At 73.7% G+C, this 23,079-nt stretch carries 20 protein-coding genes and 1 pseudogene; 9 read left to right on the plus strand and 12 right to left on the minus strand.

Annotation, left to right across the window (positions count from 1 at the left end; translation table 11 throughout):
- Positions 1-619 precede the first annotated feature (619 nt).
- From ACWED2_RS45150 to ACWED2_RS45160, 3 genes are read left to right on the plus strand one after another with little or no spacing between them, the layout of a single operon-like run.
- A complete protein-coding gene (locus tag ACWED2_RS45150; protein ID WP_449696703.1) occupies positions 620-988 on the plus strand; it encodes a roadblock/LC7 domain-containing protein in 369 nt (122 codons plus the stop codon).
- 46 nt (positions 989-1,034) lie between these two features.
- The gene (locus ACWED2_RS45155; RefSeq protein ID WP_449662896.1) at positions 1,035-1,406 is read left to right on the plus strand and encodes a hypothetical protein; all 372 of its coding nucleotides are present in this window, start codon (positions 1,035-1,037) and stop codon (positions 1,404-1,406) included.
- A 6-nt stretch (positions 1,407-1,412) separates the two neighbouring features.
- Entirely contained in the window at positions 1,413-2,081 is a 669-nt protein-coding gene (locus ACWED2_RS45160) for a hypothetical protein (protein ID WP_449696679.1), read from the plus strand.
- A gap of 136 nt (positions 2,082-2,217) precedes the next feature.
- Here the strand turns inward: ACWED2_RS45160 and ACWED2_RS45165 are convergent, their stop codons facing one another.
- The 4 genes from ACWED2_RS45165 to ACWED2_RS45180 all read right to left on the minus strand — a co-directional run bounded on the left by ACWED2_RS45165 (position 2,218) and on the right by ACWED2_RS45180 (position 7,213).
- Positions 2,218-3,561: a M20/M25/M40 family metallo-hydrolase gene (locus tag ACWED2_RS45165; protein WP_449696704.1), complete on the minus strand. Its 1,344-nt coding sequence runs from the start codon at positions 3,559-3,561 to the stop codon at positions 2,218-2,220.
- A 5-nt stretch (positions 3,562-3,566) separates the two neighbouring features.
- Positions 3,567-3,836 (minus strand): hypothetical protein, encoded by a 270-nt coding sequence (locus ACWED2_RS45170; RefSeq protein WP_449696680.1) that lies wholly within the window; start codon positions 3,834-3,836, stop codon positions 3,567-3,569.
- Entirely contained in the window at positions 3,833-5,185 is a 1,353-nt protein-coding gene (locus ACWED2_RS45175; protein ID WP_449696681.1) for an APC family permease, read from the minus strand. The genes ACWED2_RS45170 and ACWED2_RS45175 overlap by 4 nt, the downstream gene beginning before the upstream one ends.
- A gap of 213 nt (positions 5,186-5,398) precedes the next feature.
- Positions 5,399-7,213 (minus strand): glycoside hydrolase family 15 protein, encoded by a 1,815-nt coding sequence (locus ACWED2_RS45180; RefSeq protein ID WP_449696682.1) that lies wholly within the window; start codon positions 7,211-7,213, stop codon positions 5,399-5,401.
- A 139-nt stretch (positions 7,214-7,352) separates the two neighbouring features.
- On the opposite strand from ACWED2_RS45180, the gene ACWED2_RS45185 reads away from it, so the two are divergent.
- Complete coding sequence (locus ACWED2_RS45185; RefSeq protein WP_449696683.1) at positions 7,353-8,696, plus strand: MFS transporter; 1,344 nt, start codon at positions 7,353-7,355, stop codon at positions 8,694-8,696.
- 81 nt (positions 8,697-8,777) lie between these two features.
- Here ACWED2_RS45185 and ACWED2_RS45190 read toward each other — a convergent pair.
- The 3 genes and pseudogenes from ACWED2_RS45190 to ACWED2_RS45200 form a co-directional block, all read right to left on the minus strand.
- Positions 8,778-9,020 (minus strand): annotated as a pseudogene (locus tag ACWED2_RS45190) (ion channel); the annotation flags it as partial.
- Between the two features lie 173 nt (positions 9,021-9,193).
- Entirely contained in the window at positions 9,194-9,598 is a 405-nt protein-coding gene (locus tag ACWED2_RS45195) for an SHOCT domain-containing protein (protein ID WP_449696684.1), read from the minus strand.
- A gap of 254 nt (positions 9,599-9,852) precedes the next feature.
- A complete protein-coding gene (locus ACWED2_RS45200) occupies positions 9,853-12,519 on the minus strand; it encodes a LuxR C-terminal-related transcriptional regulator (RefSeq protein ID WP_449696685.1) in 2,667 nt (888 codons plus the stop codon).
- Positions 12,520-12,721: 202 nt separating this feature from the next.
- Between ACWED2_RS45200 and ACWED2_RS45205 the strand changes: the two genes are divergently transcribed.
- Positions 12,722-12,967, plus strand: a complete 246-nt coding sequence (locus tag ACWED2_RS45205; protein WP_449696686.1) for a hypothetical protein — start codon at positions 12,722-12,724, stop codon at positions 12,965-12,967.
- The gene (locus ACWED2_RS45210) at positions 12,964-13,212 is read left to right on the plus strand and encodes a hypothetical protein (RefSeq protein WP_449696687.1); all 249 of its coding nucleotides are present in this window, start codon (positions 12,964-12,966) and stop codon (positions 13,210-13,212) included. The genes ACWED2_RS45205 and ACWED2_RS45210 overlap by 4 nt, the downstream gene beginning before the upstream one ends.
- On the opposite strand, the gene ACWED2_RS45215 is transcribed toward ACWED2_RS45210, so the two are convergent.
- Together ACWED2_RS45215 and ACWED2_RS45220 are read right to left on the minus strand one after the other, a co-directional pair.
- A complete protein-coding gene (locus ACWED2_RS45215; RefSeq protein ID WP_449696688.1) occupies positions 13,207-14,568 on the minus strand; it encodes a DUF2252 domain-containing protein in 1,362 nt (453 codons plus the stop codon). The two genes, ACWED2_RS45210 and ACWED2_RS45215, sit on opposite strands and share 6 nt — an antisense overlap.
- Positions 14,569-14,893: 325 nt before the next feature.
- Positions 14,894-15,400 carry a DUF1269 domain-containing protein gene (locus tag ACWED2_RS45220; protein WP_449696689.1) on the minus strand — a complete coding sequence of 169 codons (507 nt, stop codon included), beginning with the start codon at positions 15,398-15,400 and terminating at the stop codon, positions 14,894-14,896.
- A 195-nt stretch (positions 15,401-15,595) separates the two neighbouring features.
- On the opposite strand from ACWED2_RS45220, the gene ACWED2_RS45225 reads away from it, so the two are divergent.
- Together ACWED2_RS45225 and ACWED2_RS45230 are read left to right on the plus strand one after the other, a co-directional pair.
- Positions 15,596-16,057 carry a DUF7144 family membrane protein gene (locus ACWED2_RS45225; RefSeq protein WP_449696690.1) on the plus strand — a complete coding sequence of 154 codons (462 nt, stop codon included), beginning with the start codon at positions 15,596-15,598 and terminating at the stop codon, positions 16,055-16,057.
- Positions 16,058-16,253: 196 nt separating this feature from the next.
- Complete coding sequence (locus tag ACWED2_RS45230) at positions 16,254-18,812, plus strand: LuxR C-terminal-related transcriptional regulator (protein ID WP_449696691.1); 2,559 nt, start codon at positions 16,254-16,256, stop codon at positions 18,810-18,812.
- A 5-nt stretch (positions 18,813-18,817) separates the two neighbouring features.
- On the opposite strand, the gene ACWED2_RS45235 is transcribed toward ACWED2_RS45230, so the two are convergent.
- The 3 genes from ACWED2_RS45235 to ACWED2_RS45245 all read right to left on the minus strand — a co-directional run bounded on the left by ACWED2_RS45235 (position 18,818) and on the right by ACWED2_RS45245 (position 21,988).
- Positions 18,818-20,026 carry an AI-2E family transporter gene (locus ACWED2_RS45235; protein WP_449696692.1) on the minus strand — a complete coding sequence of 403 codons (1,209 nt, stop codon included), beginning with the start codon at positions 20,024-20,026 and terminating at the stop codon, positions 18,818-18,820.
- 304 nt (positions 20,027-20,330) lie between these two features.
- Positions 20,331-20,873 carry a cysteine hydrolase family protein gene (locus ACWED2_RS45240; RefSeq protein WP_449696693.1) on the minus strand — a complete coding sequence of 181 codons (543 nt, stop codon included), beginning with the start codon at positions 20,871-20,873 and terminating at the stop codon, positions 20,331-20,333.
- Positions 20,870-21,988 (minus strand): epoxide hydrolase family protein, encoded by a 1,119-nt coding sequence (locus ACWED2_RS45245; protein WP_449696694.1) that lies wholly within the window; start codon positions 21,986-21,988, stop codon positions 20,870-20,872. Before ACWED2_RS45245 ends, ACWED2_RS45240 begins: the two co-directional genes overlap by 4 nt.
- Positions 21,989-22,051: 63 nt before the next feature.
- Between ACWED2_RS45245 and ACWED2_RS45250 the strand changes: the two genes are divergently transcribed.
- A complete protein-coding gene (locus ACWED2_RS45250; protein WP_449696695.1) occupies positions 22,052-23,002 on the plus strand; it encodes a helix-turn-helix transcriptional regulator in 951 nt (316 codons plus the stop codon).
- Positions 23,003-23,079: the final 77 nt, after the last annotated feature.

Raw genomic sequence — 23,079 nt, forward strand, 5'->3', positions numbered from 1 at the left:
CGTTTTGAAACACGGCGCGCAGGGCGGCGAAAGGGGTGTAACGGGGGAGTGCCCGGGGGGGCCGGGCCGCTGATGCGGCTTCGTATCGGGTCGGCAGGGGGGTGTGGTCGAGGGGCTTGCTCGCCGGTGGGTTGCCGTCGGGGTCTGGTTGGTCCGTCGCTTGCCGGCTGAGGGGCTGTCGCCCAAGCCTGCCGCGCTCCGATGCGGGCGTCCGGCGGGGGCCTCCTCTGGCGCAAGCCGCCGAACGGGGGGTGGTCGGCGATTCCTCTTTGTTGCTCAGCGTGGCCGTGGTCGGGCGGTTCGGGACCTTCTGCCGCTCGTGGGCGGCTCCCGGGGTGCGCATCCGTTGGGCGGCCCTGTCGCGTCGTGGCTTTTCCCGGCGCTCCCGGGAAACGCTGAACATCGAAATCTCCCGGTTGGTGATCAATGTGCTCGGTTACTTATTTCCGTTACGGCCGATAATCTGTTTCACTCGATCGAGTGATGCTGAAATCCGGCTTCCGGTGCTTGTTGGCCAAAAGTAATGGCGGCGGTAAGGTTGCGGCTGTGGAGAGCAACCTGAATGGTTGATTATTTCGCCACTCGCCTTCCGCAATTTCCGGAGCAGAAAGAAAGAGCCTTGGATTTCGAAGCACTGGCCGGCGAGCTGCGGAACCTGCGGGAGACCGTCGCCGGGGTCACCGATACGGTGCTGGCCGCGGTCGACGGTATCCCGATCATCGCCGATGCCGCCGACGACATCGATCCGGCGAAGATCTCCGCACTCGCCGCGGCCGATCTCGGGATTGCCCGGCAGGCCGCCGAAATCACCGGTAAAGGCACGCTGAACCAGACCGTGGTGTTCGGCAGCGAAGGCTACATGGCCGTCTACGCCATCGGGCGGCTCGCGCTGATGGTCGTGCTGGGGGACAAGGGCCTGAACGTCGGGCGCCTGCTGTTCGAATCCCGGCCCGTCATCGAGCGGATCGGCTCGATCCTGGCCGCGTAGCACGCCGGCCGACCAACCCGTTCACGGAGAGGATGCAGCACGAATGATGAACATCGACACGGCACTCAAGGAAGCCATGTCCATCAGCGGCGCCGTCGGCGTCGCGCTGGTCGACTACGAAAGCGGTATGTCGCTCGGCACCAGCGGCGGCGGTGACTGGCTCGACCTCGAGGTCGCGGCGGCCGGGAACACCGAGGTGGTGCGGTCGAAACTGCGGGTGATGTCCTCGCTGGCGCTCAACGATTCCATCGAGGACATCCTGATCACCCTGCACCGGCAATACCACCTGATCCGGCTGATGAACTCGGTGAGCTCGCGGAATTCGCTGTTCCTGTACCTGGTGCTGGACCGTGACCGGGCGAACCTGGCGCTGGCCCGGCACTACCTCAAGCGCATCGAAGCGGATTTGCAGGTGTAGCCGGGGATGACCGGAGGCGGCTCCCGCGCCGCACTCGTCATCGGCTCGGCGTTCGTGCACGACATCGGTTCCCTGTTCCCGGTGACCATGAACCTCACCGGTGACGAGCTGGCGTTCACGTTCGTGTCGTCCTGCCCGTCGCCCGACGCCGTCGAGGAGTGGGTCCGGCTGCGCTCGGGCACCGTCGTGGCCGGCCGGGTACCGCGGTTCTTCGTCGACGCCAACGGGCGGCGGATCCGCGTCGAGCTGGCCGGATCGGCGATCCGGGCCCTGGTCGTGCTCGCCGACGAGGTGACCGCCGCCCCGGCCGCCGTCCCGCGGCTCGGCCGCTGGCAGGACCAGATGCCCTGCCGCGTGCGGGGCGCGATGGACGAGCTCGCGCGGATGCTGTCGCGCTGCCACCACCGCGCGGGCGGCGCCGCGCCGCTGATCGACCTGGAACTGGCCTACCGGCCGGACCGCGAGTACGAAACCCGCCTCGCCGGCGCGCACGAGCGGGTGCAGGCGTACATCGCGCCGGTGCGCCCGGTGCTGGCGATGCGCTGGCGCTCGGCGACGTCGGCGCAGCGCAAGGCGTTCCTGTCGGAGGTCCCGGACGGCTTGCCGGTCCGCGGCTGGCTCCGGCGGCGGCGCACCACGCGGATCATGGGAATGGAGGTGGAGGTGTCGCCCTGACCGGGCTCAGGCCGGGAACCGGGCCGGTTCGGCCGATCGCCGTCGCCGTCGTGGTCGCCGTCGTGGTCGCCGTCGTGGTCGTGGTGGCCGCCGCCGCCGTCGCGCTGCGGTTCCTGCGGCGGCCCCGGCCGTAGCCTCAGCCGGCCGCCGCACCGTAGTTCCGCAGGAACAGCGCCTCGGCCAGGGCCATGTCCGCGATCTCCTGCGGGGCCACGCTTTCGTTGGGCGCGTGGATGCGGGCCTGCGGCTCCTCGACGCCGATGAGCAGGATCTCCGCGTCGGGGTAGGTCTCGGCGAAGACGGTGCACAGCGGGATCGAACCGCCCTGCCCGAGCAGGCTCACCGGGCGGTCGTAGGCGACCTGCATGGCCTCGTCCATCGCCTGGTGGGCGGGCCCGCCGGTGGCCGAGTGGAACGGCTCGCCGATCGCCTCCACCTCCACCGAGACGTCCACGCCCCACGGCGCCGCGGCCATCAGGTGCTCGCTCAGCGCGGCCGCGGCCTGGTACGGGTCGGTGCCCGGCGGGACGCGCAGGTTGAGCCGGGCCCGGGCGCGCGGGGCCAGCGCCGCCGCGGAGCCGACGACCGGCGGGCAGTCGATGCCGAGCACCGTCAGCGCCGGCCGCGCCCACAGCGTGTCCGCGACTTCGCCGCTGCCGAGCAGGACGGCACCGGGGGACAGCCCCGCGTCCGCCCGGAACCGCGCCGCCGGGTACGGGGCGCCGGGCCAGCGGCCACCGCCGGGCACGCCGTGGACGGTGGTGTCGCCCGCCTCGTCGTGCAGGGTGCCGAGCACCGTCACCAGCGCGGCGAGCGCGTCCGGGGCCGGGCCGCCGAACATGCCGGAGTGCAGTTCGGCCGGTAGCGCGTCGACCTGGACGACGACGTTGACCAGGCCGCGGAGGCTGACCGTCACCGCGGGGTACCCGACGGCGGCGTTCCCGGTGTCGGCCACCAGGATCGCGTCGGCCCGCAGCAGCTCGGCGTGCTCGGGGACGAACGCCTCCAGCCCGCCGGTGCCCTGCTCCTCGGACCCCTCGACGACCAGCTTGAGGTGCACCGGGACGTCGTCGCCGAGCGCCCGCAGCGCGGTGAGGTGCATGAGGATGTTGCCCTTGCAGTCGGCCGCGCCGCGCCCGTACCAGCGTCCGTCCACTTCGGTCAGCCGGAACGGCGGTGTCCGCCACTGGTCGTCCGCCAGCGGTGGCTGGACGTCGTAGTGCGCGTACAGCAGCACGGTCGGGGCGTCCTCCCGGGCGCACGGCCGGGACCCGACCACCGCCCGGCTGCCGTCCGGGGTGTCCGCCAGCCGGGTGTCGAACCCCGCTTCGGTGAACGCGTCGGCCACCCACACCGCGGCGCGGTGACACTCCTCGGGCGGGAACTGCCGCGGATCCGCGACCGACCGCATCGCCACCAGCTCCGCGAGCTCGACGCGCGCCCGCGGCATCAGTTCCCCGACCCGCTCCCGGAGGTCCATCGCGCTCACCCGGCCTTCTCGGGGCAGTAAGCCCGCAGCACGCGCACCTGCGCGTGGTGCACGGCCTCGGCCGGGAGCAACCCCGGCCCGCCGGCGCTGACGTTCACCGCCCGGACGAGCGCGGCGTGGGGGTCGGCGCAGACCGCACCGGCGTCCACCCGCACCGGGCGGAAGAGCAGGTACCCGGCCACGAGCAGGCCGCCGAGCACGGCAGCCACGACGACGTAGAGCGCGGTCCGCTGCGGTCCGGTCGACCGTTCGTCCACTGTGGTCACGATCGGGTCACCTCCGGCTGCCGCCACGACGGTTTGCGCAGGCGGTAGAACAGGAACGGCACCAGCAGGCCGAGCCCGAGCGCGCCGCCCGCGACGATCCCGAGGTACGCCCACGGGCTGCCCGAGCCGAACTGCGACGGCGGGACGAAGCCCACGAGCAGCGCGGCCAGCGAGGCGCAGAACCCGATGCCGCACAGGCCGAGCAGCATCGGCGCGCGGAACCCGCGCGGGTGGTCGGGGAACTTCCGCCGCAGCCGCACGGCCGCGACGAACAGCAGCAGGTACATGATCAGGTACACCTGCGTGGTGATCACCGAGAAGATCCAGTACGCGCTCGACACGTCCGGGATGAACGCGTAGCACAACGCGATCAGCGTGGTGACCGCGCCTTGCGTGACCAGGATGTTCTGCTGCACGCCGCGGCCGTTGAGCCGCTGCAGGAACGGCGGCAGGTACCCCTCCTGCCGGGCGATCAGCAGCAGCCCCTTCGACGGGCCGGCCAGCCAGGTCAGCATCCCGCCGAGCGACGCCATGACGAGCAGGACGCCGATCAGCGGGGTCAGCCACTGGATGCCGAAGCCGGCGAAGACGGCGTCGAAGGCCTGCATCACGCCGGCCGTGAGCGAGAGCTCCTCGGCCGGGACCACCCAGCTGATCGCCAGCGCGGGCAGGATGAAGATGAGCAGCACCAGCCCCATGGCCAGGAACATCGCGCGGGGGAACTCCTTGCCCGGCTCGCGCAGCGACGACACGTGCACCGCGTTCATCTCCATCCCCGAGTAGGACAGGAAGTTGTTCACGATCAGCACCAGGCTCGCCAGCCCGGCCCACGCGGGCAGCAGGTGGTCCGCCGACATCGGCGCCGCGGACGGGTGCCCCTGCCCGAGGAACACGATGCCGAGGACCACCAGCAGCGCGCCGGGCAGCAGCGTCCCGATGACGAGGCCGCCGCCGGCCAGCCCGGCCACGCCCTTCGTGCCGCGCGAGGAGATCCAGACGCCCGACCAGTACGCCACCACGATCACCGCGGCCGTCCACCACCCGCTGCTCGCCAGGTCCGGGTCGAACACGTACGCGAGCGTGCCGGCGACGTACCCGAGCAGGCTCGGGTAGTAGAAGATCGTCATCGCGAACTGGCACCAGACGGCCAGGAAGCCCGCCGGCTTGGAGATCCCGAGCGCCACCCAGTTGTAGACCCCGCCCGGCCAGCCGGACGCCAGCTCGGCCGAGACCAGCGACGTCGGCAGCAGGAACACGATCGCCGGGACGACGTAGAGGAAAACGGCCGCCAGGCCGTACACGGCCATCGTCGGCGAGGGGCGCAGGCTCGCGACGGACCCGGTCGTCATCAGCGCCAGCGCGACCCACGAGATCCACGCGGCGGCGGGTGGCCGGGCGTGTCCGCTCCCTTCGGCGGGTGGCGGCCCCGCGGGTTCCGTTGACCGGGGCGGTCTGTTGGTGGTGGTCATGGCAGTCGGCCTCCAGGGCTCGCCTCGACGGGTGCCTCATCGTGTTCCGGGCGCCTCGCCGCCGGGTCACCCGCGGCGGGCGAGACCGGCTCCTCAGCCGAGGGCGGCATCGAGCGCGACCGCCGCGTCGATGAGCGCCAGGTGCGTGAACGCCTGCGGGAAGTTGCCCAGCTGCTCGCCGGTCGGGGCGATCTCCTCGGCGTACAGGCCGACGTGGTTGGCGTAGGTCAGCATCTTCTCGAACGCCGTGCGGGCCTCCTCCAGCCGGCCGGCCCGGGTCAGTGCGTCCACATAAGCGAAGCTGCACAACGAAAACGTGCCTTCGGAGCCGGCCAGGCCGTCCGGGGACGCGGCCGGGTCGTAGCGGTAGACCAGGCTGTCGGTCACCAGGTCGTCCCGGATCGCGTCGAGCGTCGAAAGCCACAGCGGGTCCTTCGGCGGGAGGAAACCCGTGCGGGGCATGCGGAGCAGGGCCGCGTCGAGCTCCTCGCCGGTGTCGTGCTGGACGAAGGCGTTGCGCGTGCGGTGCCACCCGCGGGTGAGGATCTGGCCGTGGATGCTGTCGCGCTGCCACGTCCAGTCCTCGACCGGCGCCGGCCGGCCGTGGGTGGCGGCCAGGCGGATGCCGCGGTCGAACGCGACCCAGCTCATCAGGCGGCCGTAGGTGAAGCGCTTGCGGCCGCCGCGGGTCTCCCAGATGCCCTCCTCGGGCTGGTCCCAGTGCTCGCCGAGCCAGTCGAGGGCCGCGCGCAGGGCCTCCCAGCCCTGGTGGGGCAGCTCGAACCCGGCGCGGTCGGCGGCGAAGACGCTGTCGAGGGCTTCGCCGTAGATGTCGAGCTGCAGCTGCCCCGCCGCGTCGTTGCCGATCCGCACCGGGCTCGACCCGCGGTACCCGGACCAGTGCGCGAGGTTCTCCTCCTGCAGGTCCGCCGTGCCGTCCACCCGGTACAGCACGGCGAGCGGCCCGCTCGGGCCACCGCCGCCTTCGCGGATGCGGTCGCCGAGCCAGCCCCCGAACCGGGCCGCCTCCTCCGCGAACCCGAGCGACAGCAACGCCGAAACCGAAAACGACGCGTCCCGGACCCACGTGTAGCGGTAGTCCCAGTTGCGCTCGCCGCCGAGCTGCTCGGGCAGCCCGAGGGTCGGCGCGGCGACCAGGCCGCCGGTCGGCGCGTACGTCAGCAGCTTGAGGGTGATCGCCGAGCGGGTCACGATCTCCCGCCAGCGGCCGCGGTAGGTGGAACCGGCCAGCCAGTCGCGCCAGAAGTCCACAGTGGACCGGAACAGCGCTTCGAACTCGGCGACGCGCAGCTCGCGCGGCGGCCCGGCGGCGTCGGTCTCCAGCACCACCCCGCGGACCTGGCCGGCGGCCAGGGTGACGCTCAGGTGCACGTCCCCGCCTTCGACGCGCACCTCGGCGAGGTGCTCGTCGCCCGGCTCGCGGACCGCCTGCAGCGTCAGGGAAGTCTCGCGGGCGACGAACACGGCGCCGTTCGCGACGAGCATCGCCTGGTGCGGGCGGCGCCCGTAGTCGAACCGGGGCGCGACCACCACGTCGAACGTCATCCGGCCGCGGACGCAGCGCACGAGCCGGGCGATCCGGTGCCGGGTGGTGGCCCCGCCCTCGCACGGCGGCATGAAGTCGACCACCTCGCCGAGGCCGTCCGGGCCGGCGAACCGGGTGATCAGCACCGCGGTGTCCGGGTGGTACATCTGCGAGCTCGCGCACGCGCCCGCCGGGCGGATCCGGAACCGGCCGCCGCGCTCGTCGTCGAGCAGCGCGCCGAAGACCGACGGCGAGTCGAAGCGCGGGGCACAGAACCAGTCGATCGACCCGTCGGTCGTCACCAGGGCGGCGGTCTGCAGGTCACCGATCAGCCCGTGCTCGGCGATCGTGGTCTCGGTCATCGTTCCTCCATGGGGGGCACCGGGATCTCGTCGGTGCACCGTCGCCCGGGCGGGACGGCGCTGCCTCATCCCCGCGGGGTGAGGTGGCCCGGCCGCCGCGCACGCACTGTGGGCGCCACCCGAGCAGGAAGGCCCGCCGATGATCGTGCTGCCACTGGCCCTCGCCCAGTTCGTCGCGAGCTACGCGGCCACCACCATGACCGTGGCCGTCAGCGCCATCGCCGCCGATCTCGGCACCACCGTGATCGGCGTGCAGACGGCGATCACCGTGTTCACCCTGACGATGGCCTCGCTCATGGTGCCGGGCAGCAAGCTGAGCGACCTGCTGGGCCGCAAGCGCTGCTTCCTGGCCGGGCTGGGTGTCTACGGCGCGGGCGCGCTGCTGGCCTCGGCCGCGCCGGGACCGGGCCTGCTGATCATCGGCTATTCGCTGCTGGAAGGCATCGGGTCGGCCCTGATGATCCCGCCGATCTACATCCTGGTCACCGTGACCAGCCGCGACCTCACGGCCCGCGCGCGAGCGTTCGGCGTGGTCAGCGGCGCGGGCGCGCTGGGCGCCGCCGCCGGGCCGCTCGTCGGCGGCCTGGTCACGACGTGGCTCGGCTGGCGCGCGTCCTTCCTGTTGCAGGTGCTCCTGGTCGGCGTGATCGTCGTGCTGGCCCTGCGGATCGTCGAACCGCCGTCGCCTCCTCGCGAACGGCGGTTCGACGTCACCGGGGCGGTCCTTTCGGCGGCCGGGCTGTTCTTCGTCGTCTTCGGCGTCCTGCAGGCGGGCACCTACGGCTGGCTGTCGTTACCGGTGTGGCTGTTCGCCGGGATCGGCGCCGCCTTCCTGCTCGTGTTCTTCGCGCACGTCCGCGCGCGGGAGCGGAAGGGCCGGGAACCGCTCGTGCCGTCCGGGCTCTTCCGCGACCGCGGCACCGGGCTCGGCCTGCTGACCCAGCACGTGCAGTGGCTCGTCCTGCAGGGGTCGTTCTTCGTGGTGGCCGTGTTCCTGCAGGAGGTGCGCGGCTACGACGCCATCGAAACCGGGCTGATGCTGACGCCCGCGACGATCGGCATCCTGGGTGCTTCCGCGGCCGCCGGGCGGATGGCGCGCCGGCATTCGCAGCGTGGCCTCGTCCGCGCCGGCTTCCTCCTCACCGTCGCCGGCCTGGCCATCGTGCTGCTGCTGGTCCGTGCCGATTCCGGGGTGGCGAGCGCGGTGCCCGGCCTGTTCCTGCTCGGCGCCGGCGTCGGGATCATGCTGACGGCCTCGGTGAACCTGGTGCAGTCCCGCTTCCCGGACGCCGCGCAGGGCGACATTTCGGGAGTGTCGCGCAGCGTGTCGAACCTCGGCTCGTCGGTGGGGACGGCGCTGGCCGGGTCCGTCCTGGCCGGAACGCCCCACCTCGGCGGGCGCTCCTTCGCGCTGGCCCTCACGACGCTGGGCGTCGTGGCGGTCGCCGGGCTGCTCGCCGCGCTGCTGCTGCCCGCCGAGTGAGCTGTCCTTTGTGGACGAACGCTGGACGGCGGTGACGATCACCCGGAGGACCACGCCCAGCACCACGAGGTCGGCGACCATCTGCAGGGTCACCAGCACCCGTGCGCCGGTGGCGACCGGGGCGATGTCGCCGAAGCCGACTGTGGTGAACACGGTGACCGCGAAGTACAGCGCGTCGGTCCGCGACAGCGCCGTGCCGAACGAGCCCGCGCTGCCGTGGGCGAGCACGTAGTAGCCGTCGGCGAACAGCAGGAGGAACAGCGGGAGGATGAGGGCCAGCGCCTGGACGCCCTGCCAGACCGGGAAGGGCGAGCGCAGGATCATCCGCACCTCGCCGACGACCAGCAGCACCACGAGCGCGAGCCCGGCGGTGAACAGCACCGCGGTCCACGGCCGCAGGGCCTGGTCGACCGGGAGCAGGTAGTAGAGGCAGACCAGCGCGGTGACCGTGAGCAGTGGCCGGAGCACCGCGAGGTGGACGAACCGCCACCGGCGGGTCAACGCGCCAGGGCCTTCCGCTTGAGCGCCTGGTATTCCGCGTCGTCGATGACACCCTCCTCGAGCAGCCGCCGCGCTTCGGCGATCTGCGCCGCGCCGTTCTTGTCCGAAGTGGACACCGAGCGCACGTAGTCGTCGAACTGCCGCCGTGCGGCGGTCTCGCGGGCCCGCTGCCGGTCGAGGATGTGCCGGCCCTGGGTCACGAAGTAGAGCAGGATGCCGAAGAACGGCAGCAGGATGAGCAGGACCGTCCAGCCGGCCTTGGCCCAGCCGGACACGTCGGCGCGCCGGTAGAGGTCGCCGAAGGCCACGAACAGCAGCCAGAACCAGGCGATCCACAGGAAGAACACCAGCATCGTCCACATGAGATTCAGGAACGGGTACTCCGCGCTCGCCAGGGCCATGACTTCTCCTCGTCCGGGATCGGGGGGCCGGGCACGCTCGCACGTGCCCGGCCCACTCGACCGGATCCCGGGCGCGCGCGCCTCACCCGCCACGGGTGGGGCGAACCGGGCGGCCGGCGGCCGGTTCCGCCGCCGCACAGCGCCTTGCTCGGCAACCTGTGCCGCGCGCCCGGGATTCGCCGACCCCGCCCCAAGCGCCCCAATGTGGCATTGGGTGCGTCAGACGCACCGAACGCCACATTGGGGCGCATGGGTCAGACCGAGAAGTCGGCGACCTCGGCGTCCAGCAGCCCGCGTTCCCGGGCGATCGCCACGGCCTCGCGCCGGCTGCGGACGTCGAGCTTCGCGTAGATGCCGCGGACGTGGGTCTTGACCGTGTTCGGCGAGACCGTCAGGTCCTGGGCGATCTCGTCGATCGAGCGCTGGGTCGGGAGCAGGCGCAGGACACTGCGCTCGCGTTCGGTCAGCGGGGCCGGCATCGGCGGGGTGCGGAGCCGGCGGCGGACGGCGAGGATCTCGCCCGCGAACCGCTCGCCCGCGCCCAGCCCGCCGAGCCTGCTGGTCAGGAACCCGACCAGCTCGGGCGGGGCGAACACGAACGGGAACCGGACGCCGGTGGGTTCGGCCGCGCGCAATGCGTCGTCCAGCAGCCGGGCCGCCCGGTCGCGTGCCCCGGCCGCCAGCGCCGCCTGCACCGCGATCAGCGACGCCTCGATCGTCGCCCACGCCAGTTCCATGGGTGCGTCGTCGGCAGGCAAGGACCGCAGCACCGACGTCGCCGCGTGGTGGCGGCCCAGGCGGAGCTGGGTCCGGGCGCGCATCAGCAGCAGCTCACCCGAGCCGGCGAGGATCGGCTGGGCCCAGCGGACCGTTTCCCGGGCCTGGCCCGCTGCGCCCAGCCGCAGGGCGGCGCGCTGCTCCAGCACCGCGCACAGGGCCGCGTGCCCGGTCGGGCAGGCGGTCCCGGTGCCGAGGCGGGTGCGGGCCCGGCGCATCCGGCGCAGTCCCGCGTGCCAGGCGCCGAGTTCGAACTCCGCTGCGCCCCGCAGCGTTTCGGCGAACAGCCGCAGCTCCCTGGCTGCCCGGGCGGGCGCGTCCCCGAGGAGCTGCCCGATCCGCTTCGCGTGCTTGAGGCACTCCGCCGGTTCGCCGCACAACAAGGCGCTGTACGCCAGCATGGCCCCGGCCTGGGCGCCCTGGAGCGATCTCGGGGGATCCTGCCGTGGCAGCCGGGCCTCGGCCCGGCGGGCCAGCGTCTCCATCGCCCGGTAGTCGCCGTCGTGGCAGGCCAGCTCGGCCAGCAGGGTGAGGCACTGGGCGACCGTGAAGTCCTGGTGGACCCGCTCGGCGGTGCCGAGGACGCGCAGCAGGGCCGCCCGGGCGGGTTCGCGCTCGTCACGGGCGATCAGGACGCCGGCGCGGTGCAGGGCCGCGAGGCCGCCCAGCCCGGCGTCGTCGGCCAGCTCCTCGTCGACCTGCCCGGCCACGCGGGCCGCCTGGGCCGGGGTGTGGTCGAGCTGGGCGAGCCAGGAGTACGTCAGCTGCCGCAGGACGATCAGCTCCGGCGTCGGCCGCTCCGGCCACGACGCCTCCGCCCGGGCCAGCTGCAGGCCGGCCGCGGACGTCTCGGCCGCCTCCAGGCACAGCCCGGCCGAGATCAGCGCGGTCGGCGGGTCGGCCGGGATCCGGCGGTCCTCGAGCAGGCTCAGCGCCAGCCGCAGGACCTCGTGCTCACCCGCGAGGAACAACGTCACGGCGTGTTCGCGCAGCAGCTCGCGGACGCGGTCGGGCCGGCCCGACCGGACGCTGTGGAGCAGCGCCGGCGCGGGCCGGTCGTGCTCGGCGAACCAGCGGGCCGCCTTCTCGTGCAGGGCCCGGGTCCGGTCCGGCGCCCGCCGGTGCAGTTCCGCGCGCAGGTAGGTGCGCAGCATCGGCAGCACGCGGTGGTGCGGCGGGGTGCCGCCGGATTCGACCACCTGGGTGGCCGGCTCGCCGAGTTCGCGGAGCATCGCCTCGGCGTCCGCGCGGCCGGAGAGCACCGGGGCCAGCCCGGCCGGGACGCTGTCGCAGATGCTGATCGTCCGCAGCAGCTCCCGCTGCGCCGGGGTGAGGGCGGCGAGCACCTCGTCGGTCAGGTAGCCCAGCACGGCGCTGTCGCGGCCGGTGGCGAAGTCCCGCAGGCTGCCGTGCCGGGCGGCGGACGCCGCGGCGAGCCGCAGCCCGGCCGGCCAGCCGCCGGTCCCGGCGGCCAGCTCGGCGATCCGGTCCCGCGGGATCGCCGGACCGGCGGTGGCCAGCAAGGCGCTCGCCTCGTCGGCGGTGAACCGCAGCCGGGCGGCGCCGACCTCGACGAGCCGGCCCGCGAGCCGGGTCCGGCCCAGCGGCAGCGGCGGTTCCCGCCGGCTCGCCACGGCCAGGCACAGCCCCGCGGGCTGGTGGCGGACCAGCGCCCGCAGCCCCTGCCACGGAGCGGGGGAGGTGATCTCTTGAGCGCTGTCGAGGACGAGCACGACGGGCTCGGGCAGCACGTCGAGCGCGTCGGCGACCTGGGCCAGGAAGGTGAGGTCGGTGCTCGGCACCTCGGGCACCGCCAGCCGCCGCACCGGGTTGCCGTCCGGGATCCGGTCGCAGCGGCCGAGCGCTTCGAGGACCGCCGACCAGAAGAGCCGGTCATCGTTGTCGTCGGCGTCGGCCGACAGCCACGCGACCGCCGCGGCGTCCCGGCCGCGGGCCCACTCGGCCAGCAGCACGGTCTTGCCGAACCCCGCCGGGGCGCCGACGAAGACCATGGCGGCCTCGCTCGCTCCGTCGAGAACGGTCAGCAGCCGGGGCCGCGAAACGAAGTCCGACGGCGGCGCGGGCACGGTGATCTTGGTTCGCGGTACCCGTCTTCGGGTCGGGACATCGTGGCACTGCCGCATGTCCGTTTCTCCTTTGCGATCGGTTCGGGACAATCCCGGCGGATCCTGCCACGCAATTGGCCCGGCTCACCCGCTGCGGGCGAAGAGAACAACGGCGGCTCGCACAATCGTGTGCCGGGTGAAAAATCGTGGAGATACCCCCGGAAAACGGCCGCGGCGATTCACCGTTTCCCAGTTCTGCTGGCTCGGACCGGGTGAGGTGGTGGTCCTGGACGTGGTGCGGACCGGCCGGATCAGCGCCGGTTCGGTGCTGCTGGGCCTGGCCGTCGCGCTGTCCGCGCTGACCCCGGTGCCCGAGCTGCGGACCGGCGTCCGCGCCGGTGCCGACCTGGTCGCCCGGCTGATCTTCCTGCCGGTCCGGGGCTGGTCGGCGCTGCTGGTGCTGCTCGACGTGGCGCTCGTCGCCCGCGCCTGGTTCGCGGCGGGCCGGCGCCGGGGTGCCCGGTGAGCCGCGCGGGTCTGCTCGGCCCGGCCGGGGCGAATTACGTCTTCCAAGGCGATGGCGCGATTCCGGAACGGGCCGCCGAACGGGTCGAGGATTTCGGTGGTGTGCTCGTCGTCCCGGTGCCGCCGGATACGATAGTTTTCGGGACGGTCGCCGATCCCGGATGCCTTCCGCTGATCCTGCGGCGGCTCGAGGCGCTCGGGATGCACGTGCATTCGGTGCACCGGGTCCGGGAACTGCCGTCATGACGCGGCGGCAGCCGTGATGTGGCCGCGCCGGATCGCCTGGCGCAGGGCCGCGTGGTCGCGCTCGTTCTGGTCGGCGCAGGCCACCGCGAACCGCTGCACGGCCTCGGCGAACGCCGGGCCGGAGCCCAGGTACGCGGCGATCGCCAGCGCGTCCCCGGTGCGCGCGTGCGCCCGGGCCAGTGTCCACCCGCACAGCCGGGCGTGCGCGCGCAGGACGTCCGGGGTCATCGTGGTGACGTCGCCGGTGGCCTGCTGGTCGCGCAGCCGGCGGACGTGGAAGTCGACGGCCCGGCCGTCGAACTCGGCGCGGGCCCAGCCGAGGAAGACGTCGCCGGTGGCCTGGATCAGCCGCTGACCGGTGGCGACCCGGCGGCCCGGGCCGCCCGGAACGGGGCCGCCGGTGTAGCCCTGCAGCACCGACGGCCGGGCTTCCTTCAGCTGCAGGAAAAGCGGGTCCCCGGTGCCCGTGTGGGCCAGCAGCGCCACCCAGCACCGCGTGCCCGCGTCACCCGGCCCGGTCACCGTGCGGGCCGCGTCGGCGAGCCGGTAGCGGTCCAGCAGCGCCCGGCGTGCGGGGCCGAGCGTGCGCCGGTACTGCGTCAGCACCGTGCCGAGGCGGTCGAGCAGGGTCGCCGGATCGCCGTCGCCGGCCAGCCGGCCCGCCGGGACGACCGACGGCGGCCGCGGGGCCAGCCGCAGTTGCCCGTCGCGGATTTCGGTGAACCGCCGCGCGCCGGCGCCGGGGCGCTGCCCCGGGCCCAGCCGGTGGGTGGCGACCACGCGCAGCGTCCGTGGGTCGGCGGGGGCGAAGAAGATGTCGAGTGACGTGCGGCGCGCGAAGTCGTGCATCGCCAGCCGGTAGGCCTCGACGGCGGCGAGCACGGTGCGCCGTCGCGGGGCCGTCGCGTGCCCGTTCTCCCGGCCGGTGACCTCGAAACTCGCCGCCAGCCGCTTGACGTCCCATTCCCACGGCGCGGGCAGGGTCTCGCCGAAGTCGGCGAAGTCGAACACCAGCCGGCGGCCCTGGGCGGGGAACAGGCCGAAGTTGGCGAGCTGGGCGTCGCCGCACGCCTGCACCCCGAACCCGGTCCGCGGGGTCATCGAAAGGTCGGCCGCCGCCGGGAGCGCGGCGCCACGGAAGTAGGCCAGCGGTGAGACGGCCATCCGGCCGTAGCGCAGCGGCCGCAGTTCCGGCACCCGGTCGCGGTCCTGGCGGGCCAGCAGCGCCAGCGGATCGGCGCGCCGCAGCGGGCTCGGGAACTCGGCGTGGCTTTCGGCCGGGACGGTGGCGCGCGCGGTGCGCGCCCGGGCCAGCCGCACGTCGGGGCCCGCGGTCTCGTGGTCGGTGAGTGTCATGGGACGGATCGTCGGCCGCGGCGCTCCCCGGGGCGTCGCCCGCCGCGGGTGAAGCGGGGAGTCATCCACCACGGGTGACGACCGGCGGCGGCGCGGGCCGCAGGGTGTGCCGTGGAGGTGCGGTGATGACGGAGCGGACGCCGGGTGCGCCGGCACTCCGGCGGGTGCGCCGCGGGGATCTCCCCGCCGGCCCGGCCCCGGCGCGGCGCTTCGCCATCCCGTCCGGCCGGCCCCGCCGGCGCTCTCGGGGGAGCGCGCGGGGCAGGTGAACCTCCCACGGGGACCGCGGCGGCGCTCGGGGGCGTCGCCGCGGTCCCACCCGTGGCTAGCGCGGTTCCGCCGGCTGGGCCTCACCGAACGCCTCGCGCAGGCGAGCCTCCTCGACGTCGGACAGGTTGGTGCTCAGCAACGTGGCGCCGGTTTCCTTGAACGGCTCGACGACCCGGTCCAGCACGGTGTCGTCGGACATCACGAACAGCGCGGACGTACCGGGCGTGACCTGGGACCGGACGGTGTCGATGAACTCCGTGTCGATCCCGACGTGGCTCAGCGACCCGGTGAGCGCGCCGATCGCCGCACCGACGGCCATGCCCAGCAACGGCACCAGGAAGATCAGGCCGAACAGCAGGCCCCAGAAACCCCCGCCCAGCGCGCCGGCGCCGGTCAGGTTGCCGAGGTCCTTGGTCTTCGGCTTCTTCCGGCCTTCGGGCCAGGACACGTATGCCGCATCGGCGATCGAGATCAACTGCTGCTTCTGCAGCTGCCGGAGCAGATCCAGTGCGTTTTCGGCACCTTCGACGGTCGGGAACCGCCACACGGTCAACGTGGACACGACATCCTCCTCGGTTCGCGGATCGGTGGTCGTGCCGCACGGTTCCCCGGGTGCGGTCGGGCGGCATCGCCCACGCCGTGTGAGCCCGCGGCCGAGCCGGCTGATCTCACCTTGGTCGGGCGAGGACCGGTGAACCGGCAACCGACCATGATCGCCCGGGTTCGCAGTCCACCCGAGGAACGAGGGAGACCGACCATGACCGAACCCATGCAGCCCCGGGCCGGAACGACCGGTGCCCGGCCCCCGCTCCCGCCGGACCGGGCCGTCGCGCGGTCGCGGCGGGTCGGCTGGATCTGGTTCGCCGGGGCGATCACCGTCCTGGCCGGACTGTTCAACGTGGTCGAAGGCGTGGTCGCGCTGTTCGACCGGGACTACTACGTGATCGGCCCGTCCGGGCTGCTCGTCTTTTCCCTGGCCGGCTGGGGCTGGCTCCACCTGATCGTCGGCATCCTCGTCGTGCTGACGGGCATCGCGCTCTTCACCGGAGCGCAGTGGGCGCGGGTCGTCACGGTCGCGCTCGCCGGGTTCAACGCGCTGGCGCAGCTGGCTTTCCTGTCCGCGTACCCGTTCTGGGGCGCCATCGTGATCGCCCTCGACGTCCTCGTGATCTGGGCCGTCATCGTGCACGGCGACGAAGCCACCTACGAAATCTGGTGACCCTCCCGTCCCGGCCGCCCGCCGGTGATCAGTACAGTGAGGCCCAATCAGCCGTCGGCCGCCGCATGACAACCATGCCGGCCAGCGGTTTGTGCGTGGGGCGCGGCGGCCTGACCAGAACAAGCCCCAGTCGTGGCCCCGCCCGGCGCCGACCGCGGATCCGGGGCGACTTCTCCCGACAGCCGAGAGGGTTCACGTGCCCGATCGAACGACGCTCCCGTTCCGGCCGGTGCCCGGCGCGAAGGTCGCCTTGCCGCGGCTGCCCGGCACCTTCGTCCCCCGTCCCCGGCTCGCGGCGGTGCTGGACCGCGCCACCGCCCGGCCCGTCACGGTGGTCCGGGCACCGGCCGGAGCCGGCAAGACCACCGCGCTCGCCGGCTGGGCCGGCGACGGGCACGACGTCGCCTGGGTGGCCCTGGACGACGACGACAACGACGAGCCGCGGTTGTGGGCGGCGATCCTGGCGGCGTTGCGCCGCTGTCCCGCGGTGCCCGGCGACCGTGGTCTGAACCGGCTCGGCCCGCCGCCACCCGGGCGGCGGCGGGCCTTCCTGGCCGATCTGGACGACGCGCTCGCCGGGGCCGCCCACCCGGTGCGGCTGGTGCTCGACGACCTGCAGGAGATTTCCCGCGCGGAACCCCTGGCGGCGCTCGCGGCGCTGGCCCGCCACCTGCCCGCCGCGCTGCGGCTGGTGCTCGTCACCCGGGTCGAGCCGCGGCTGCGGCTGGCCCGGCTGCACGTCGAAGACGTCCTGTCCCGGGTGGAGGCCGCCGAACTCCGGTTCACCGCCCGGGAAACGGCGAACCTGCTGCGCGCCACCGGAAGCGTGGTGAGCGACGACCGCGTCCGTGAGCTCACCGAACGCACCGGCGGCTGGGCCGCGGCACTGGGCTGGGCCGCGGTTTCGGTGCGCGAAGCCGACGACGCGGACGGGCTCGTCGCCTCGGTGACCGGCGACGAGCGGGCCGTGGCGCGGTTCTTCGCCGACGAAGTCCTCGCGCGGCTGCCCGGGTCGACGTCGGATCTCCTGCTGTGCCTCAGTGTCTGCGACGCCGTCGGCGCGACGCTCGCCGTGCGCCTGTCCGGACGCGCGGACGCGGGGGCACGGCTGGACGAGCTCGAACGCGCGATGGGGCTGGTCACCCGCACGCCCGCCGACACCTACCGGCTGCCGCCGTTGCTCCGCGGGTTCCTGCGGGCCGAGCTGGCCCGGCAGGATCCGGGGCGGGTGCTGCGGCTGCACGGGATCGCCGCCCGCTGGTACGCCGGCGAAGGCCGGTTCGGGGACGCGCTCCGGCACGCCGTCGCGGGCCGCGACCGGCAGCGCGTCCTCGACCTGGCGCGGGAACACGCCGTCCGCCAAGCCCTGTCCGGCGACGGCGAGCCGGTGCGGATCGCGCTCACCTACCTGGGCGCCGCGACGGCCGCCGCGCACCCGCCGCTGCGGCTGGCCTCGGCGCTGGAGAACCTCCAGCGCGGGCTGCCCGCCGAAGCCGCGGCCGACCTCGGCGCGGTGGACCACGACCACGAGCTGTGGCCCCTCGCCGCCCGCCACGTGGCGCTGGCGACCGGGGCGCGGCCCCCGGAGATCGGATTCACGGCGGCCCCGCCGTCCGGGTTCGACGCCTGGTTCACCCTCGACCGCGCGTGGCGGTCGCTGCGCCGCGGGGCCCGGCGGCACGCCGTCACCCGGGGGCAGGAAGCCCTGCGCCTGGCCCAGGGTGGCCGGCTCGACCACCTCGTGCTCCACAGCAGACTGGCACTGGCCGTCGCGGCCGCCGTCGGCGGGGACCACCCGGCGATGCGGCGGGCCTGCACGGGCGCACTCGCCGTCGCGCGGCGGCACGGCTGGCGCCGGTGCCCCGGCGTGGCCGAGTGCCACCTCATGCTGGCCTACGACGACCTGATGCGCGCCGAGCCGGTCGCCGCGGCCCGTGAGCTGGCCCAGTCGGCCGCGGCGGAAGTGCCGGGCGGCGCGCCGCTGCCGGCCCCGCTGCGGGAGTTCTTCGAAGGCATGGTGCGCTTCGACGACGGCGACCGGACGGCGGGCTCCCAGGCGATGCGCGCGGCCCGGCACCGGCTCGCCGGCCTGGAGCTGCCACCCGAGCTCGCCGGCATGTGCGGCGTCGCCGAGTACCACGCGGCGCTCGCCCTCACCGAGGGCGTGCACGCGGCGGAGGTGCTCGCGTGGATGCACGAGCGGCTGCCCGGCAGCGGCGAGCTCGCCGTCCTGCGGGTCCGCGCCCACCTGGCCGCGGACGAACCGGCGGCGGCGGAAGCGGTCCTGCGCGAAACCGCCGAGGCGACGGCGTTGCTGCCGGCCACCCCGGTCGACCGCTGCCTGGCGGAAACCGCGCTGGCGCTGCGTTCGCACCGGCGGACCAAGGCACTGCACGCGTTGGACCGCGCGCTCGCCCTCGCCCGGCCGAACGGGCTGGTGCGGCCGTTCGCCCTCGCCGAGCCGCAGGTCGCGCACCTGCTGATCGACCACTCCGGCGGATTCGGCGCACTGGACCGGTTCGCCCAGGCCGTCCGCGGCCGGCTCGTCCCGCACGCGCCGGCCAGCAACCTGACCGACCGCGAACAGGTGGTGCTGCAGCGGCTGCCGTCCCAGCGGTCGCTGGACGAGATCGCGTCGGACCTGACCGTTTCGGTCAACACGGTGAAGACGCACGTGCGGGCGATCTACGGCAAGCTGGGGGTGAACAACCGGCGCTCGGCCGTCGTGGTGGCCCGCCAGCACGGCTTGACCTGAGGCGCTCAGCCGGTTTCGGGGTCCCGGCGCGGGGCGGACAGGAGCGCCTCGGCCCAGCGGGCCCGCGGGTCGACGTCCACCAGCAGCGCCTTGGCCAGCAGCGTCGCCGGGACGGCGAGCACCGCGCCGAGCGGGCCCAGCAGCCAGGTCCAGAACACCAGCGCCAGCACGGTGACCAAAGTGGACAGACCGACCGAGCCGGCCACGAACCGCGGCTGGACGAGCGACTGCACCACGAAGTTCAGCGCGGCGTACACGACGAGCACCACGAGCAGGCTGCGCCAGCCACCGTCGAGGAGCGCGATCACCGCGGGCGGGGCGACGCCGATCACGAAGCCGACGTTCGGGATGTAGTTGGTGACGAAGGCGAGCAGGCCCCAGAGCAGGGCACCCGGGACGCCGAGCAGGGCGAGTGCGGTGGTGTCGAGGGCCGCCACGAGCCCGCCGAAAACGGTCGTCACGACCAGGTACCGCCGGGTGCCCGACGCGAACCCGCGCAGCGCGGCGGAAATCCACGGCCGGTCGCGCCCGATCCGGTTGAGGCGTTGCCCGGCCCAGGCGGTTTCGGCGCCGAGGAAAAGCAGGAGCGCGAACAGGAAGGCCAGGTTCGTGACGAGGCCGCCGACGCCGGCGAGCAGGGAACCGGCCAGGCTGACGAGTTTCCCGGTGTCGAGGGACGACAGCACGGCCCGCAGTTCGGGTTCCCCGACGCCGAACCGGCCCAGGACGGTCAGGCCGTCGTGGAGCAGCTCGTCGACGCGCCCGGTGTAGCGGGGGAGCAGGGCCGACAGCTGCGCGACGGACACCACGAAGACGAGGAAGAAGCCGACCAGGATGGCGTAGACGGTGACGACCAGCACGCCGACGGTCAGCCACCGCGGCCACCCCTTGCGCCGCAACCAGGTGCGCACGGGATCGAGGGTGATGACGACGACGAGGGCGAGGAAGACGGGCCCGGCGAACCAGGCCACGGCCTGCACACCGGCCAGCACGACGACCGCGGCGGCGGCGCCCAGCAGGACGACGACCGCGCGGGGGAGCGGGGCGCCGCCGCCGGTTCCGGGCCCGGTCTCGGGAGGCCACGGAACCGGCGGCGGTTGCCCGCCGCGGCCGAACCGGTCGGCGAGTCCCCGGAGCGGGCGGCTCCTCTCCCGGCGCCGCCGGGGCTTGCGGAACCGGTGAGCCGGGACATCGGTGAGCGTGGCACGCACCATGCGAATCCCTCCGGAGGCGAGCGGCGGCGGTTCCACGGTGGCGGGGTTCGCGGGCTGCGGCTTCACCTGGTGCGGGGGAAAGCGGGTGTGCCCGGCTGTTTTCTCCGCAGCCGGGCACAGTTTGTGGCAACCCGGTTGCCACCGCGGGCTTCCCCTTTTCGTCGGCCGGGCTCGATACGCTGGAACCGGGGAGGGGCGGGGTTCCGGCAAAATCGTTGTGCAGGTCACGTCGGGATTCGCAGCAGGGTGAGGGCTCGGGCGGCCGAGGACCCTCCGACATTGCCGGAACCCTCCCAGGCAGGGTTCACCCCCAGGCTGCGCAGTCGTGGACCTCGAACCCGCGGCCGGGGAACACGCGGTGCACGAAGAACTCGTGCACCGCGGGATCCTCGTCGGCGCACCCGTCCGCCAGCACCGTGACGCGGTAGCCGCGGTCGGCCGCGTCGTAGGCCGTTGCCGCGACCATTGCGCTCGTCGCCACTCCCGCCAGGGCCACCGTGTCCACGCCGCGCGCCCGGAGCACGAGGTCCAGGTCCGTGCCCGCGAACGCGCTCGCCCGCCGCTTGCGGACCACCACGTCCTCCGGCAGCACCGGCAGGGCCGGTTCGATGCCCGGGGAACCCTCGTGGAACACCTCGCCCGCCTCGAAGAACGCGGCGAACAGCGCGTTGCCCGGCGGCAGATCCGCGCGGTTGACGCGGAACGCCGTCTGGACGTGCACCACCAGCGCCCCGGCCGCCCGTGCCCTGGGCAACAGGTCGCCCACCGGTGCCAGCACGCGGCGCGTGAACCCGAACCGGCCGGTGATGCCCCGCTGCAGATCGCCGACGATCACTGCTTCGCTCATGACCCCAGCTTGCCGAAGAACTCCCGGACGTCGTCCACCAGCAGATCAGGCGCCTCCATCGCCGCGAAGTGGCCGCCACGGGAGAACTCGGACCAGCGGACGATCGTGTGCTCGCGGTCGAGGCTGCTCCGGATCGACACGTCCAGCGGGAACACCGCCACCCCGGTCGGCACGGTGGAGCGCGAACTCGCGCTCCACGAGCCGGCGTGCGCGGTCTCGTAGTAGCAGTTGGCCGACGAACCGCCGGTGCCGGTCAGCCAGTAGAGCATCACGTTGGTGAGCAACAGGTCCCGGTCCACCGCGTCCTCCGGCAGCTCGGCCGCCGGGTCGGTCCACTCCTTGAACTTCTCCACGATCCAGGCCAGCTGCGCCACCGGCGAGTCGTGCAGCCCGTGCGCCAGCGTCTGCGGCCGCGTCGTCTGCAGCGCCACGTACCCGGCCTGCTCGGTCCGCAGGTACTCGAAGTGCTTCAGCCGCGCCTTCTCGGCGTCCGTCAGCTCGGCGGCGGCGTCCGGCGCGCCGAATGCGTAGAGCCCGTTCGCGTGCACGCCGACGACCCTGTCCGGGTGGAGCCTGCCGAGTCCCGGGCCGACGACCGCGCCCGTGTCGCCGCCCTGGACGCCGTAGCGGTCGTAGCCGAGCCGGTGCATCAGCTCGGCGAACGCGCGGGTGATCCGGCCGGTGTCCCAGCCCGCCTCGCGGGTCGGCCCGGAGAAGGCCGTGCCGGGGATCGAGGGGATCACCAGGTGGAACGTCTCGGAGAGCGGGCCGATCACGTTCAGGAACTCCACGACCGACCCGGGCCAGCCGTGGATCAGCATCAGCGGCAGCGCGTCCGGCTCGGCCGAGCGGACGTGCAGGAAGTGGATGTCCTGCCCGTCGATCTCGGTGACGAACTGCGGGAACGCGTTCAGCTTCCGCTCGTGGGCGCGCCAGTCGTAGCCGTCGCGCCAGTACGCGGCCAGCTCCTTGAGGTAGCCCGCCGGCACCCCGCGGCTCCAGCCCACCCCGGGCAGGTCCGCGGCCCAGCGGGTGCGGGTGAGCCGGTCGCGCAGGTCGTCCAGGTCGGCCTGGGGGACGTCGATGGTGAAGGGCCGGATCTCGGTGTTTTCCATGTCTTCGACTGTAGGAGCCGGTTAGGTCAGTTTCGGTCCTAGGTGAGCGGCAGAATGCAACGCATGTGGGAAACCTCGGCACGGCTGCTGCGTCTGCTTTCGCTCCTGCAGACCCGGCGCGACTGGTCCGGAACGGAGCTGGCCGAGCGCCTCGACATCACCCCGCGGACGGTCCGGCGCGACATCGAGCGGCTGCGCGCGCTCGGCTACCCGGTGCTCGCCACCGCGGGCACCGCCGGCTACCGGCTGGGCGCCGGCGCGGACCTGCCGCCGCTGCTGCTCGACGACGACGAGGCCGTCGCCGTCGCGATGGGCCTGCGCACCGCGGCGGGCGGCTCGATCACCGGCATCGAGGAGACGTCGGTGCGCGCACTGGCCAAGCTCGAGCAGGTGCTGCCGTCCCGGCTGCGGCACCGGATCAACGCCCTGCGGTCGGCGACGGTGCCGCTGGCCAACACCGGCCCCACCGCCGACCCGGACACGCTCACGGCGATCGCCGCCGCGGTCCGCGACTCGGTGCGGCTGCGGTTCGGCTACCGCGCCCACGACGGCACCGAAAGCACCCGCACCACCGAGCCGCACCGGCTGGTCCACACCGGACGGCGCTGGTACCTGATCGGCTGGGACGTCGACCGCGCGGACTGGCGCACCTACCGCGTCGACCGCCTGGAACCCCGCACGCCCACCGGGCCGCGCTTCACCCCGCGCACCCCGCCCGACCCCGACCTGGGCGGCTACACCTCGCGCGCGATCTCGACGTCGGCCTACCGCTACCAGGCCCGGTTCACCCTGTACGTCAGCGCCGAGACCGCGGCCGAGCGGATCGCCCCGACCACCGCGGCCCTGGAGCCGATCGACGAGCGCAGCTGCACCCTGCGCGCCGGATCGGATTCGCTCGACGAGCTGGCGATCTACGTGGCCGGCAAGGGGTTCGGCTTCCGGGTGCACGAGCCGCCGGAGCTGGTCGACCACATCCGGGCACTCGCGGCGCGGCTGGGCGAAGCGGTCGACTGAGCCGGGGTCACCGGGTGCGCGGGTCAAGCGGTAGCGGAGCGTCACCGATTCCTTCGGCCGCCGGGCGGTGTCCAAGT

This window comes from Amycolatopsis sp. NPDC005003, assembly GCF_053600695.1.

What these genes read in the sequence shown, in the direction of transcription:
- ACWED2_RS45155 (WP_449662896.1), top strand. Translation starts at nt 1,035, where the DNA reads ATGAACATCGACACGGCACTCAAGGAAGCCATGTCCATCAGCGGCGCC.
- ACWED2_RS45160 (WP_449696679.1), top strand. Translation starts at nt 1,413, where the DNA reads ATGACCGGAGGCGGCTCCCGCGCCGCACTCGTCATCGGCTCGGCGTTC.
- ACWED2_RS45165 (WP_449696704.1), bottom strand. Translation starts at nt 3,561, where the DNA reads ATGGACCTCCGGGAGCGGGTCGGGGAACTGATGCCGCGGGCGCGCGTC.
- ACWED2_RS45175 (WP_449696681.1), bottom strand. Translation starts at nt 5,185, where the DNA reads ATGACGACCGGGTCCGTCGCGAGCCTGCGCCCCTCGCCGACGATGGCC.
- ACWED2_RS45180 (WP_449696682.1), bottom strand. Translation starts at nt 7,213, where the DNA reads ATGACCGAGACCACGATCGCCGAGCACGGGCTGATCGGTGACCTGCAG.
- ACWED2_RS45185 (WP_449696683.1), top strand. Translation starts at nt 7,353, where the DNA reads ATGATCGTGCTGCCACTGGCCCTCGCCCAGTTCGTCGCGAGCTACGCG.
- ACWED2_RS45195 (WP_449696684.1), bottom strand. Translation starts at nt 9,598, where the DNA reads ATGGCCCTGGCGAGCGCGGAGTACCCGTTCCTGAATCTCATGTGGACG.
- ACWED2_RS45200 (WP_449696685.1), bottom strand. Translation starts at nt 12,519, where the DNA reads ATGCGGCAGTGCCACGATGTCCCGACCCGAAGACGGGTACCGCGAACC.
- ACWED2_RS45215 (WP_449696688.1), bottom strand. Translation starts at nt 14,568, where the DNA reads ATGACACTCACCGACCACGAGACCGCGGGCCCCGACGTGCGGCTGGCC.
- ACWED2_RS45225 (WP_449696690.1), top strand. Translation starts at nt 15,596, where the DNA reads ATGACCGAACCCATGCAGCCCCGGGCCGGAACGACCGGTGCCCGGCCC.
- ACWED2_RS45235 (WP_449696692.1), bottom strand. Translation starts at nt 20,026, where the DNA reads ATGGTGCGTGCCACGCTCACCGATGTCCCGGCTCACCGGTTCCGCAAG.
- ACWED2_RS45240 (WP_449696693.1), bottom strand. Translation starts at nt 20,873, where the DNA reads ATGAGCGAAGCAGTGATCGTCGGCGATCTGCAGCGGGGCATCACCGGC.
- ACWED2_RS45245 (WP_449696694.1), bottom strand. Translation starts at nt 21,988, where the DNA reads ATGGAAAACACCGAGATCCGGCCCTTCACCATCGACGTCCCCCAGGCC.
- ACWED2_RS45250 (WP_449696695.1), top strand. Translation starts at nt 22,052, where the DNA reads ATGTGGGAAACCTCGGCACGGCTGCTGCGTCTGCTTTCGCTCCTGCAG.